The organism is Halobacteriovorax sp. RT-2-3, assembly GCF_047085075.1.
Classification (GTDB): Bacteria; Bdellovibrionota; Bacteriovoracia; order Bacteriovoracales; family Bacteriovoracaceae; genus Halobacteriovorax_A.
In genome coordinates, this window is the sequence record NZ_JBKIYF010000003.1 from 88258 (window position 1) to 101671 (window position 13414).

Sequence of the window (13414 nt, forward strand, 5' to 3'; positions counted from 1 at the left end):
TTCTAAAATTAGCCTTAGAGTATAGGTTTGAGCATAAATGGACAATAAAAAAGAATAATTAGAAGTTAAACGACCAACCAACTTTTGGATTTACAGCATTAAACTCTTTGATATCTTGTGCCGTATTTGACGCATGCCAATTAAGACGACTAGTCGTATCAAAGTCACGGTAGCCCGTTTGACGAATTGTCGCCTGCGACTTTGCAGCTTGATTGTAGGCCACAACACCAACACCAACAACAATCCCTACAGCAGCACCAACGAGAATATTTTTAAGGTGATCCTTAGGCTCCTCAACAAAAGATAATGTCGACAGACCAAGAATAGCTCCACCAAGGCCAAGACCAGCAACAGTTGTTAAGTCACGTAATCCTTCTTCCTTAAAATTTGTTTGTGCAAATGAAGAGAATGAAAATGTAAGAGCTAAACATATAATGATAATTTTTTTGAACATTTCTAAAACCTTAAAATCCCTGCGCTACGCATTAAGTTTCATCATTGCCACCTCTAATGGCCGTGTCTATAATGACCCTTTTACTATTCTATACGCATAAGTAATTTGATGCAATAAATGCACAGGAATTATTAGGGAATTAAATTTTTAAAAGGAATACTATGTCGGAAAATTTTAGCGCATATCAGATCATCTCAAAAAAAAGAGATGGTAAAAAATTAACAGATGAAGAAATTAAGTGGTTCATAAATGGGATTACAAATGGTGACGTTGCTGACTATCAAATGTCTGCACTACTAATGGCCATTTACTTAAATGGTATGAGCGTAAAAGAAACTGCCGCTCTTACAGATGCCATGCTTTACTCTGGAAAGACGCTAAAGTTCTCAGGAGTGAACGTGATCGACAAACACTCAACTGGTGGTGTTGGAGACAAGGCATCGTTCATTCTTGGCCCAATCGCTACGGCATGCGGAGTTAAGGTTCCAATGATGGCCGGACGTGGTTTAGGCCATACAGGTGGAACAGTTGATAAAGTTGAATCGATTAAAGGATTCAAAACTGAACTAACTCTTGAACAATTCAAAAAGCAACTTAATAAAGAGAAGATCGTTCTTATTGGTCAAACAAAGGATATCGCTCCTGCTGACAAAATCATCTACGGTCTAAGAGATGTAACGGGAACAGTTGAATCAATCCCATTAATTACAGCATCAATCATGAGTAAGAAATTAGCAGAAGGTGCTAATGGTATCGTAATGGATATTAAAGTTGGTGACGGTGCATTCATGGATAATATCAAGGATGCAAAAGCACTTGCAAAAAGTCTTCGTGATACAGCAAAGCGCTTTGATAAGCGTATGATCACAATGATTACAGATATGAATCAACCACTAGGTCAGTATATTGGTAACTCTCTAGAGATCATCGAATCAATTGAAACACTAAAAGGTAATGGCCCAAAAGACTTAACTGATATCAGTGTTAAGCTTGCTGGTGCCATGATCTATATTGCAGGAAAAGCTGATTCACTTAAAGAAGGTGAAAAGAAAGCGCAAGCAGTAATTGATAATGGAAAAGCACTTAAAGTTTTCAAAAACCTTATTAAGGTTCAAGGTGGAGACGAAAAAGTTTGTGACGACTACTCTCGCCTACCTCTAGCAAAAGAGAAGACTGTATTTAGCGCAACTAAGAATGGTTACGTTTCTGCGATTGCTTGCAAGAACATGGGCCTACACTGTGTAAGCCTTGGTGGTGGACGTGCAAAAGCAACTGATAAGATCGACTTTGGAGTTGGTTTTATTCTTAATAAGAAAGTTGGTGACAAGGTTTCTAAAGGTGAAGCACTTGTTGAGATCTACCATAACAAAGATCAGAAGAAACAAGTTGAAACTATCCTTGCAGACTTAAAGAAAGATATTAAAGTTACAACTGCTAAGCCTAAAGCAAGTAAGTTAATCTTTGAAGTGAAGGAAATCTAGAGGTACGTATGCACGCAATTTTTAAAAGACTAGAAGAGACAAAAAGTTATATCCAAAGCAAATATGACAAGGCACCTGATATTGGAGTTATCCTAGGTTCAGGACTTGGTGAATTTGCTAACCTTTTAGAAAACAAAGTTGAAATCAGCTACGAAGAAATCCCAGGTTTTAAAAAGACAAAAGTTAAGGGCCACAAAGGTCAACTTGTTATGGGTGAGCTAGGTGGAAAAGTTGTAGCTGTTATGCAAGGACGTATTCACCGCTATGAAGGCCACTCTCTTGATGAAGTTGTTTTTCCTGTTCGCGTTTTAAAAACACTTGGTATTAAGAATCTAATCATCACAAATGCTGCTGGTGGAATTAATTTAAATTACAGCTCTGGTTCACTTGTTCTAATTACAGATCACTTAAACTTAACTGGTGAAAACTGTCTTGTGGGAGAAAATATTGAAGAGCTAGGAACTCGTTTTCCAGATATGACTTATGCATGGTCACCTGCTCTTAAAGAAATTGCACATGCTTCGGCAAAGAATATTTCATATGATCTTAAAGAGGGTGTTTATGTTGGTGTAATGGGACCAACTTATGAAACACCTGCGGAAATTCGTATGTATCGTAATTTTGGTGGAGACCTTGTTGGAATGTCGACAGTACAAGAGTGTATTGCTGCTAACCACATGGGACTTGATGTTCTTGGTATCTCTTGTGTGACAAATATGGCAGCAGGGATTGAGAATACTAAACTAAATCACGATGATATTAAGCACGAGGCCGCTCGTGTAATGAAGAAATTTCTAGAGCTTCTTGAAGAAGTTATCTCAAATATCAAATAAAAAAATCATAATTTCTCCCTACCTCGGTGGGGAGAACTTTGCTATAATCTATTCAATACCTAACCACGAGTGAATACTCGGCTTTCATGGATTATTGATGGAAACACATTCTTCAAAGAAAATGCTAGCAGACATGAGCTTCTGCGTCTTCGATTTAGAAACGACTGGTGGAAACCAGAAAAAAGATAAAATCATTGAAATTGGACTTGTCCAAATCGATAACCTGGAAGTAGGAGCTCAAAAAAGCTTTCTTATCAATCCAGAAAGAAAAATCCCAGACTTCATTCAAAAGCTAACTTCCATCACACAAGATGAAGTTGAGGGCGCACCAATAATTGATGCCGTTATTGATGAAGTTCTAGAGTTTATTGGTGACCGAGTTCTTATCGCTCACAACTCTTCATTTGATATTCCATTTTTAAATTCAGTTTTAGAAAGGCTTGGAAGAAAGCAACTTGAGAATAAGGGTTTGTGTACAAACCTTATGACGAAGTATCTTATTCCAACTCTCATGAACTCGAATCTAAACTATATGTCGCGTATTTTTAATATTTCTCACCAAAAGGCACACCGTGCCCTTGATGATGCTATCGCGACGGCCCAACTCTTCTTAAACTATCTCAATATCTTTATTGAAAAAGACATTAAGAAGATCAATCATCTTTACTACCCTAAGAATCGCTACGAGCTTGATCTTTGTAACTTTAAAAAAGATACAAGTGAGCACGAAGAGATCGTAGCAAAGATGAAAAAGATTTTTGCTCCTTTTGTTATTACAGTAAAAGGACAAAACGGAGTGATCCTCTTCTCTTTCCCATGTACGAACAAAGATAATGAGATTCAATTCATTAGTGAGCGTATTAAAGATCTCGAATGGCAAACTATTTCCATTAAACTTAGTGGACCAATTCTAGAGGCCCTTATTCGCTTTAATCATTCATTTAATAAAATGGATGAAGCCGATCAAGAAGAGGCCATCACAATGCTTCGTCAAAACCTGATTGGCGATGGTACGAAAGAAGAACTAAACGCCGAGTACAAAGAAGAGCTTCAAAAAATCAAGCAAGCTGACTTCGTTCTTATGAATCACCTTGTGCCAGAACAATATACAATCTACCCTCTTGGCGCCCTAGGGATTAGACAAGGTTTAATCTTTCGCTACCCTGGTCACGACAAGAAGCTAATTCAATATATCAACTCAAAGTCTAATCGCAAGAAAGCGCAGAAGCTTAAAGAAATTCACTTCCCTGAAATGCTGCAGGAACTTGTTAATCTTTATATGGCAAAGAACCTGCGCCAAGAACGCGAGCTTATGATCTTTAAGGATTCATTTGCCCTTAAGAATAAGGACTTCTTCTTTACTCAACTTGATAAGTTCATTGAAGTGAATCCGAATAAGTATAATTATCCGGAAGCGTTTATTTAATCAGACCAAATTATAAATCACAATATCCTGCCCATGAATTTCAACCCGTGAATTTTCAAGTGCAAGTAAGTGGATGATTAAGCGGTTTAAGATCTTACTCTTTTGTCCTTCGATATTGAGATTCTTAACCGTAAGAATGATATCGTGTTCACTACGATAGAAGTTACAATCGATTGAGTTAGAGCTAGCATCAATTAAGAGTTCGTGATTTTTAAGCGTCATCATCTCACTTAGGATTAAGTAGAGAATGATTGGAAGACTCGCACCACTGATGGCATGTTCTTTGAGATCATTTGAAATATTTGTATGAATCGATATTCCCGATTCGATTTTTCGATTGCTTAGTAGCGAGATCGCCTGTTGAAGAATGCTAGAGAAAGTACTTTGGCGACTTAGCTGATCGTTAACCTTGGCGAAACCGAGGAAGGTATTGATCAAATTTTTACAACGATTTGCTGATGCCTTCATTTCATTTAGGATTGTTAAATCGTCTTCTTCCCACTCTTCAAGTTCTAACATATTAATGGCAGCAAGAATTCCCGCTAGCGGGTTATTGAGTTCGTGGGCAATCGAGCTTGTAATAATACCAAGTTCAGAGTGAGACTTTGTATAATTGAATTCCTGTTTAACAAGACAAATTGTTTTTAAATTTGAAGTTGTACTTGAGAGAATTTTATACTTTTGATCACCAATATCTAACCATCCTGAATCAATATTCTTAATAAGATTATTTGGTGTGATACCAAGCTTTAGAAAGTGATCATTATGATAGTGAACGATACCATCATCACTCAAAATAACAACAGGATATGACAATTTGTTAATTAGGTCTGTAACACCTAACTGCTCACTTGAAAGCTCTTCTTGGTTAACATTAATTAATTGAATAACATTGGCGATCGCTTGTGCGGCCAAAAAAGCTTCTTCCCTATCCCCTTTAACAGTAAGTAGATAATAAGAAGTACTATCTTCAAAGCAATAGTCTTCTTTAACAGGGTAAAGATGTGAATCGATCTTATCGATTACCTTAATATTAAATTCATTTTTGACTTCAGAAATCTTAAAAAGTTCAGCTATAAAATTCTCATCATTATCTTGATATACCTTTTCAAGATAAAGACCTGCGATTTCCATTTCATCTAAATTGGCACTGGCCATACTAGAGTTTAATTTAAAGACTCTTGCAAGCTCTCTTTTGAAATGAAGAAGCTCTTTAAGATTCTCGATGGTTTCAATCTCAATAATGTGGTCTTCTAACTTAACAATTAGAGGGATACTAGATTCAATTGAAAAATCAAATTCATAATCACTAGAGCTAAATCCAGAATAGTTTAGATTGCGCTCCAGCTCTTCATCAATCTCTATATTTGAGTGGTAGTAAAAATTTTGTTTAGGCGAATTAACTTCACTATCTTGAAAGCCAAGAGATGCACTCACTAGTTAACTCCTTTATGAAGAGTCACCTTACCGTCAGCGTAGTGAATATCCACATCGACATTTTCAAGCTTTGCCATGTCTTTGGCACTACTGATAACTTTATCGCCAATTTGAGTATAGGCATATCCACGAGTTAGAACATTTTTAGGATTTAAGGCACCGAGAATTTTTTCAAATTCCATATTCTTATTTTTATAATTCACAATTTTATTTTGGATTGCTTTTACGAGCTGACGACTAAGGCGATCAAGCTCAAAAGTATATTCATAAAGAGATAGGATCTGTTCTTTTCTCTTAATAAGATTTAGCTTCTCAAGCTCATGCTTATAATCTGAAATTTTCGATTTAAGAGCAATGAGGAAACTCTTCGGTGACGTTTCAGAAAGAACATCATAGCGACGACGAAGTTCCATATTCATGGCACCTTTTAAATCCTTACGAATGCGATTCATATCAGAATCTAAGGCCATAAATTTTTGAGTTAAAACTTCTGCAGCAGCTGAAGGCGTCTCCATCCTAAGATCGGCCACATAATCAGAGATGGTAAAGTCCACTTGGTGACCAACGGCACTAATCGTTGGGATTGGGCAATTATAAATATCCCAAGCAAGTGCTTCGTCATTAAACGCCCAGAGGTCTTCCATCGACCCACCACCACGAGTGAGAACGATGACATCTAACATATCTTTAGTACGCCCCTCTTCTTTTGCCTTTAAATGATAAGCAATGAGTTTTTCAAGGGCCTTACGAATTGAGGCAGGAGCATTTACTCCTTGAACCAGGGCCGGTGAAAGAAGAACCTGATGATACTCAGATCTTCTTTGAGATACATTTAAAAAGTCTTGCAGGGCCGCGGCTCCCTTTGCCGTAATTACACCGATGCGTTTTGGCATCGTCGGTATCGGCTGCTTTGAACTCATATCAAAAAGACCTTCTGCTTGAAGTTTCTTTTTTAATAATTCAAATTGTTCCTGAAGATCACCCTTACCCGCCGGCACAATACGCTTAACAATTAACTGAAAAGTTCCACGACTCGGATAAACAGAAACAGAACCAGAGACAATAACTTTATCTCCTGCACGAATATTTTTAATGACTGGATTTCTCATGGCATCCATTTTAAAGAGGGCCATTTGCATGAGGGCACTGCCATCACCAAGTGAGAAATACCAATGTCCTGCACCAGAGGAGCTAAGGTTTGAAACCTCTCCTGTTACACTAATATTTTGATAATTAGACTCGAGATTTTTCTTAATGTGATTTACGAGTTGTGAGACTGATGGGACTTTATTATTCATCCCTTAATGATGTTAAAAAAGGCACAAAGTGGGAAGACAAAGAGCGTCATCCCACTGTGATTTCAACTAGATATTTTGAAATTTATTGACTGCGTTTAAAAATTTAATTGCCTGAAGAACTTGGTAGTCTTTGTCGGCCGAATACTTTCTAGCTACCGATGATTCATCTTTCTTTTGATTGATTTCTTTTGCTCTTTCAATTCTTTTTAGACGTGCTGCTTTTTCACGCTTAAGACGAGCTTCCTTTTCTTCTTCAGTTTCAACAGTGGCCGTTAAGTGATTTCTAAGATCGACTTCTCTTACTCCACCATCATCATACATATGCTCTTCAACAAATTCACCTTCGACTTGTGAAACTTGAACATCAGGCCTAATACCAAGGGCCTGAATTTTTCTTCCTTTTGGTGTCATATACTGGGCAATTGTAAGTTTAATCCCCTGCTCTTCTGAAACTTGAGAAACGGTTTGTACACTTCCTTTTCCAAAAGAATTTGTCCCAACAATTAGAGCACGCTTGTGATCTTGGAGAGCACCTGCCACAATTTCAGAAGCAGAAGCACTTGAGCCGTTAATTAATACAGCAACAGGTATCTCTAGTTCTTTATGGCCACTCTTTTTAACATAACGAATTTCTTTATTCTTTGGATCACGACCTTCAGTCGAAACAACTACTCCATCATTTAAAAAGATTGAAGCAAGATTTACTGCTTCATTTAAAAGTCCACCTGGGTTCGAGCGAAGATCTAGAACAACTCCTCTAAAATTCTTTCCAAGTTTCTTTTTTTCTTTTTTAAGCGCCTTTACTACATATTCAGCTGCATCTTTTTGAAATTGGCTTAAACGAATAACAGCATAGTTATTTACTGCAAATGACTTAACTGGCTTAGTCTTGATCTTTTGGCGCTTTACCTTGAAGTTACGAATATCTTTTTCACCAGCTCTTAGGATTCCTAGGTTAATAACAGTTCCAAGCTCACCTTTCATACGATCAACGGCTTCATCAAGAGTGATACCAATTGTTGACTCATTATTAATTTCAACAATTTTATCTCCTGGCAGAAGGCCCGCTTTTTCAGCAGGAGAATCCTCGATTGGAGTTGTAATGACAAGAACACCATCTTTTTGCGTAACTTCTATTCCAAGTCCACCATACTCGCCACTTGTGTCTTCTTGCATCTTCTTGAATACTTCTTCATCTAAAAATGCAGAGTGAGGGTCTAATGTTTGAAACATTCCCTTTAGTGCTCCATCAATGAGCTTATCAATATCTACCTTTCGGTAATAATTTGTTTCGATGATATGAATAACTTTATTGAAGAGTTCGAGCTTTTCAAAACGCGACCTCTCAGTTTGCTTTGCCTGAGCAGGTGCTACAAATGCCGTAAGCATAAGAGCAACAAATAGCTTTTTCATTATTATTCCTAATTTTAAATATTAATTTTATTATTAATTAGTTGTGCTGTATTTTGTGCTGTATTTTTCTTTCTAATTTCAAAATAAACTTTACTTAGATTCCCCTTCTTAATTGAGAATCTTGTTTTTGCAACAGATGAGCCAAGATCAACAGCTTGTCCCTTTTTTACGCTTGCTGCGAAGTCACCAAGATAGATACTACGAATATCATTTCCATGATCCACCATAATCACATTACCTACGTTGGCCAGTGAACCTACATATTCAACTTTTCCAGCTTTGGTTGCAAAAATTTCTTGTCCACTCTTAACAGTATAAGTAATTCCTTTCTTGCCATTTTCTGTCGAAATAAATTTTTTAACAGGAACAGCAAAATTAGCAACTAACTTAGTCGAAGAGCTACTTGCTTTGTTTTTACTTACTTTTAGTTTTGCTTGAGCTTTCTTTTTAGCAAGTTGTTGTGATTTTCTTAACTTACTATATTCTGATTTTAACTTTTCGTGATTTTCTTTTTCAGTTAAGAATTCTTGAACAGTTGAGCTTTTACGAGTTTCAAGCTCTTGTAAAAGAGTATAAAGCTCTCTTTCTATTTTTACTGTTTCACTCAAACGAGTTCTAAGTTCAAATGTCTTCTTTTTTAGGTCTGTACAATAATCAATTTTTGATTGAATCTCTTTCTTTTCATTCTTTAGAGACTTTAAAAGAAGCTGACTTTTCACAAGGTCTTCGTGCGTCGAGTTTTCCATGTAACTTAAGGCAACATGACGAATCGTCTTTTTTACACGAACTTTATCTGATTCCAGGTCAAATAAAGATTGATTAAGATTTTTTTCTAATTCAAAAATTTGATAATCAAGATCTTGTCTTGATTTCATGGCCTGAAGATAGTCTTCATTCTTTGTCTGTAATTGTGTTTCGATTGATTGAATCGACTTTTTGTAATTGTCGATCTTGCTGCGAGAATCAGTTACCTGCCCTTTAATCGCATTCAAGTTTGGTGCCGCCTCGGCCCTCATTGAAGCTGAAGTAATTAATAGAACTGTGAAAAGAACTAAGCTTTTTGCCATTCAAGTTTCCCGATCGTGTACCACGCAGAAGTTGTTAATAATGCTGCACTTACTATTAATGTAAAAACTTCATCCGGAGAGAAGAAGGCAAATGATAGAGCGCAACCAATAAGAGTTGATGCGATAATATTAACTGTGTACATTTTGAAAGCTACATTCTTCTTTCTTTGAAACTTTTCAATAAGGTAAGAAACCTGCTTTAAGTTGCGCTTAATAGTCATAAAAGCAACAACCCAAAAAAGAGCTAGAACAGTGATTAAAACTTGAAGCGGTCTTCTCTTTAGTTCATTCATTACATTTTTCCAAGATTGTGAATTTGAAATTTTCTTTCTCACACTTCCTAGAACAACATTGTCCTTACCTGTTAAACGAACTAAGTATTCTCTAATAAGGTTAGTCGAACTCTCCGAAACTTTCTCATCTAAAATAATTTTTAAACCCTTCATTGAGATAATTGAAGTAATTTCATCTTTTCCAAGTTCTAGAACATCTTTAAGTTGGTTTGTTACGGCCATGCTCTTTGTTGCACTGATCGCTTCAACACCCTTTACTCCAGGTAGTCCCTTAATCTTTCTAGAAATACTTGATGTGTTTAAATCCCCATCAACGAGAGCATTAAAGTAATACTCATTTTGAATTGCAGGAAGCGCATTTGAAATCTTCTTTTTAAAACTGTCATAGTTAGAAACAGAAATAACAAGAGAGATTGTTAAAAGAGAAAAAAGCGCTTGCCCAAAAAGATTATTTTTTGTGAAACGAGCTAATTCTTTTAAATAAAACATGCATGCCCCGAGTGGATTAGACGAGAGTTATCTAGGTGGATAATTCGTCCCGTGAAACGTTGTACTAATTCGCGATTATGAGAGGCCCAAATAATAGTTGTCCCTCTTTTCGCATTATAGATATTTAATAAATCAAAAAGTCTTTTTGTATTATCAAAGTCTAGTGAACTTGATGGCTCATCCGCAATAAATACGTCAGGCTTTGCAAGTAGCGCGCGAATGATGGCAACTTTTTGTCTTAGTCCCCCATTAGCATCCTTGGCCTTAAGTTTTACGCGATTTTTAATTCCTAGAATTTTAATTAGCTCGTTTAAGTCGCTCTCAAATTCTTTGCGAGAACGATACACACTTGGATCAAATGCAAATTGTAAATTATCGATTAGACTCATATTTTCAATCAGTCTTAAATCTTGAAAAACTTGTGTTGTAAAAACTCGATCATCAATTTTAATCGTTCCGCTCGTCGGTGAAACGTTTCCTGCAAGAACATTTAGAAGTGTTGTTTTCCCTGCTCCAGAAGCCCCGGTAACAAAGACAATTTCACCTTTTCTAATTTGCAAATTGATATTGGAAATGGCCTTGATTCCGTCGAAATCAACAGTGACATTCTCCAGCGTAAAATACATATTCGTATTTAAATTCTGGTTTCCAAATAAATTACTTGCTTGATTCGCGTAACTGCTTGAGATCATTGATATGAGTCCTTCATTTAAATATTCAAATCTTCCTAACTTGAATTGGGCAAAAATCCTCTTTGCCACTCTATAATTTTATAACAAAATCAAATTTTAAGCAAAGGTAGATAAAAAGACCGACCATGCGCGTCAAATAAGTAAATCTTTATCTTTCACCTGTTGAAGGAAACAAATTTTATACGTAGAATCAGGTGCAAATCAGTTAAAGCGAGGTCAAAGTGCTTGAAAAAATTAATGGAAAGCAAGTCGATGCCCATCTACTGTCTTCCCTCTTACAAGACAGTAGTGTTGATGGAGATTATGAAATTCGAAATCTTTCATTTTATGACATCATCTATGTCATCGACACAGCTGTTGATATTGGCCCGCGATTTAGAACGAAGCGAATTGATGAGGTCGGGATTAATGTGACCCTGGCCTTTACAGATAAAACACTTTGCAATGAATATCTTGATCAAAACAGTCGAATACGTGCAATCACTGTTGGAATGTTATGTGCAGAAGTTGAATCTAATTTTATTGAGGTCATCGCTCTTAACCCAAATTTATCTGGCCGATTCGAAGAGTTTATCTTTGTTCCACCCTACGACAAGCTAACTTGCCAATACATTCTCTCGCCTCGTGATGAAACAATTTCTCTGTTATCAATTGATAATGAATCTCATCGCTTTATGGGTGTTGAGGCAACTTTCTTTTCAATCACAAATAAGACGATGGTCACTTTTGGGCAAGAACAGAGAGAAGAATATCTAAATAATCTCATTGAGAATTTAAGTTTTATCATTCCTCGTATTCCACAAAGAAAAGGAAGTGCTAATATCATTTGCTTACTTTTAAATTTAGAGAATTCTATTGAAGAAAAAGCCTTTGTAAGGGATTACCCAACTTTTGAAGGCTATACTGAAGTACTTTTTGTGAACTCGAATCTTGAGCTACTAACTGGGAAGCTATCAAAAATTGAATACGATGGGGCAAGTCTTGAAGGTATCTACTTACCCCTAATCGAAAGGGCAAAAAAACTTAAATCACACCTTGTTCTTTAAGTAATTTATACGCACCGTCTGAGCAGAAGCAATTCGGTGTATAGCTCATAGTATTTGAAAGCTTTGAGATTATTGAGTTTTCAACATCAGCAAGTAGCTTAACCTGGCCATCATCCAATCTTATTTTAACTGGATCACGCTCTAGTAATAAGTTTGTTAATGTTGTCTTCTTTGCGAGCTCTCTTGGACTCTTAACAAAGATAATCTTCTTTTTAGGAATATCTGGAATAACCCAATCAGCATCACTTCCATTTTCTTTTACGAAGTTAACGATATCAGTGGCCTTATTACCAGTCTTCTTAAAGAGTTTATCATTGAATCCAATATTATCTTGTTCAAGCAAGCTTTGTGAAAAGTCACTTGTATCGATATTCTTAGCGCCATGTCTTAGAAGAAGGATACGTGCCATATCTTTAATATCTGCATACTTATCAAATTGTCCATCTACAAGAAGCTTATGAATTGTATTCATAAAGTATGAATCATTGAATCCGTAAAAACGCATAGGATCGTTACTGATAATATCGAGAAGATCACTGTAGCGATAAATATGACCTTTTTCTAGCATGTGATAGCAAAGGGCATCTGCAATTGCATCATACTTTGATCCACGTGGAGAGCGAATAACTTGCGAGTACCAAGCAAAGCGTGCACTTAAAAAGTCTTCCACACAGTGAAGAGCATTTTCTTTAATTGCAAGAATGTCGTGACCTGCTACCTTCTCTGTTGTGAAGTGATGAAGTAGATATTCCCTATCATAAGTTCCATACTTAAGACCTGTGTAGTGAGCATCTCTTAAAAGATAATCCATGCGGTCACAATCAATTTCAGAGTGAAGAATTTGATTAGCAAGGATTGACGAGTGTGTTCCTTTAACAAGATCTGAAACTTCTTGTGGATCAATTCCATGATCTTTTAGAATTCGTGTTAGGCCACCTTCATAGTCAGTATTCTTGATAATGAATGAGCCTAGGTTTTCGTGATCGTCTTGTAATCCCTTTCCACCTTTCTTATTTGTTGTCTCCCCTATCTTGATATAGGCCATCTCAGTTGTATGAGAAAAACAAAATGTTCCAATATCATGAAGAAGAGCTGAGACTCGAATGGCCTGATGATACTTGGCCTCTTTTGATTTCTGCTCTTTTACAAAGAGTTCATTATCTTCAACACCACGGCCAACTGACCTTAGAATAAGATGAGCATTATTAAGTACGCCAATACAATGTCCATAGCGAGAATGCTCGGCACCGTGAAAAACGTAGAATGAAAATCCTAATTGTTTAATCCAACGCAGCCTTTGAAAAAATGGGCTGTGGATAATCTCCATCTCAAGTGGAGTTAAGTCGATGAATCCATATAATGGATCATAAACTTTTAGACCTAATTTAGCGTTTGAGACAACTTCCATGTTGATCCTTTAATATAAATGTACTTGGTTCACTCTCGGCTCCTGCCTCCGTGGACATACCGTACATCCTGTACATA

At 36.5% G+C, this 13414-nt stretch carries 12 protein-coding genes; 4 read left to right on the forward strand and 8 right to left on the reverse strand.

The genetic code is table 11. The features are described from left to right. Positions 1–58 precede the first annotated feature (58 nt). Positions 59–454 carry a hypothetical protein gene (locus ACMAYX_RS10950; protein ID WP_103216382.1) on the reverse strand — a complete coding sequence of 132 codons (396 nt, stop codon included), beginning with the start codon at positions 452–454 and terminating at the stop codon, positions 59–61. Positions 455–615: 161 nt separating this feature from the next. Here ACMAYX_RS10950 and ACMAYX_RS10955 point away from each other — a divergent pair, with 161 nt between their 5' ends. From ACMAYX_RS10955 to ACMAYX_RS10965, 3 genes are all read left to right on the forward strand, one after another. Then, positions 616–1935: a thymidine phosphorylase gene (locus ACMAYX_RS10955; protein ID WP_412470880.1), complete on the forward strand. Its 1320-nt coding sequence runs from the start codon at positions 616–618 to the stop codon at positions 1933–1935. Between the two features lie 8 nt (positions 1936–1943). Further along, positions 1944–2768 (forward strand): purine-nucleoside phosphorylase, encoded by an 825-nt coding sequence (locus ACMAYX_RS10960; RefSeq protein ID WP_412471948.1) that lies wholly within the window; start codon positions 1944–1946, stop codon positions 2766–2768. A 97-nt stretch (positions 2769–2865) separates the two neighbouring features. After that, positions 2866–4194 (forward strand): PolC-type DNA polymerase III, encoded by a 1329-nt coding sequence (locus ACMAYX_RS10965; RefSeq protein ID WP_392990931.1) that lies wholly within the window; start codon positions 2866–2868, stop codon positions 4192–4194. Here the strand turns inward: ACMAYX_RS10965 and ACMAYX_RS10970 are convergent, their stop codons facing one another. From ACMAYX_RS10970 to ACMAYX_RS10995, 6 genes are all read right to left on the reverse strand, one after another. Further along, a complete protein-coding gene (locus ACMAYX_RS10970; protein ID WP_412471949.1) occupies positions 4195–5631 on the reverse strand; it encodes a histidine kinase dimerization/phospho-acceptor domain-containing protein in 1437 nt (478 codons plus the stop codon). Further along, entirely contained in the window at positions 5631–6929 is a 1299-nt protein-coding gene (gene xseA / locus ACMAYX_RS10975; RefSeq protein ID WP_392990927.1) for an exodeoxyribonuclease VII large subunit, read from the reverse strand. Before xseA ends, ACMAYX_RS10970 begins: the two co-directional genes overlap by 1 nt. Positions 6930–6995: 66 nt before the next feature. Beyond that, positions 6996–8342: a S41 family peptidase gene (locus tag ACMAYX_RS10980; RefSeq protein WP_412469892.1), complete on the reverse strand. Its 1347-nt coding sequence runs from the start codon at positions 8340–8342 to the stop codon at positions 6996–6998. Positions 8343–8356: 14 nt separating this feature from the next. Then, positions 8357–9409, reverse strand: coding sequence for a murein hydrolase activator EnvC family protein (locus tag ACMAYX_RS10985; protein ID WP_392990925.1), 1053 nt, complete (start codon positions 9407–9409; stop codon positions 8357–8359). Further along, positions 9394–10191, reverse strand: coding sequence for a hypothetical protein (locus ACMAYX_RS10990; RefSeq protein WP_103216374.1), 798 nt, complete (start codon positions 10189–10191; stop codon positions 9394–9396). Before ACMAYX_RS10990 ends, ACMAYX_RS10985 begins: the two co-directional genes overlap by 16 nt. Next, a complete protein-coding gene (locus ACMAYX_RS10995; protein WP_146037737.1) occupies positions 10179–10952 on the reverse strand; it encodes a cell division ATP-binding protein FtsE in 774 nt (257 codons plus the stop codon). The genes ACMAYX_RS10990 and ACMAYX_RS10995 overlap by 13 nt, the downstream gene beginning before the upstream one ends. A 152-nt stretch (positions 10953–11104) precedes the next feature. Here ACMAYX_RS10995 and ACMAYX_RS11000 point away from each other — a divergent pair, with 152 nt between their 5' ends. Next, positions 11105–11929, forward strand: coding sequence for a hypothetical protein (locus ACMAYX_RS11000; protein ID WP_412469893.1), 825 nt, complete (start codon positions 11105–11107; stop codon positions 11927–11929). Here ACMAYX_RS11000 and ACMAYX_RS11005 read toward each other — a convergent pair. Continuing rightward, the gene (locus tag ACMAYX_RS11005) at positions 11907–13337 is read right to left on the reverse strand and encodes an HD domain-containing protein (protein WP_103216371.1); all 1431 of its coding nucleotides are present in this window, start codon (positions 13335–13337) and stop codon (positions 11907–11909) included. The genes ACMAYX_RS11000 and ACMAYX_RS11005 overlap by 23 nt on opposite strands. Positions 13338–13414: the final 77 nt, after the last annotated feature.

Bases quoted from the DNA above. Each gene is read 5' to 3' on its own strand.
- ACMAYX_RS10950 (WP_103216382.1), bottom strand. From the start codon at position 454: ATGTTCAAAAAAATTATCATTATATGTTTAGCTCTTACATTTTCATTC.
- ACMAYX_RS10955 (WP_412470880.1), top strand. From the start codon at position 616: ATGTCGGAAAATTTTAGCGCATATCAGATCATCTCAAAAAAAAGAGAT.
- ACMAYX_RS10990 (WP_103216374.1), bottom strand. From the start codon at position 10,191: ATGTTTTATTTAAAAGAATTAGCTCGTTTCACAAAAAATAATCTTTTT.
- ACMAYX_RS10980 (WP_412469892.1), bottom strand. From the start codon at position 8,342: ATGAAAAAGCTATTTGTTGCTCTTATGCTTACGGCATTTGTAGCACCT.
- ACMAYX_RS10985 (WP_392990925.1), bottom strand. From the start codon at position 9,409: ATGGCAAAAAGCTTAGTTCTTTTCACAGTTCTATTAATTACTTCAGCT.
- ACMAYX_RS11005 (WP_103216371.1), bottom strand. From the start codon at position 13,337: ATGGAAGTTGTCTCAAACGCTAAATTAGGTCTAAAAGTTTATGATCCA.
- ACMAYX_RS10965 (WP_392990931.1), top strand. From the start codon at position 2,866: ATGGAAACACATTCTTCAAAGAAAATGCTAGCAGACATGAGCTTCTGC.
- xseA (WP_392990927.1), bottom strand. From the start codon at position 6,929: ATGAATAATAAAGTCCCATCAGTCTCACAACTCGTAAATCACATTAAG.
- ACMAYX_RS10960 (WP_412471948.1), top strand. From the start codon at position 1,944: ATGCACGCAATTTTTAAAAGACTAGAAGAGACAAAAAGTTATATCCAA.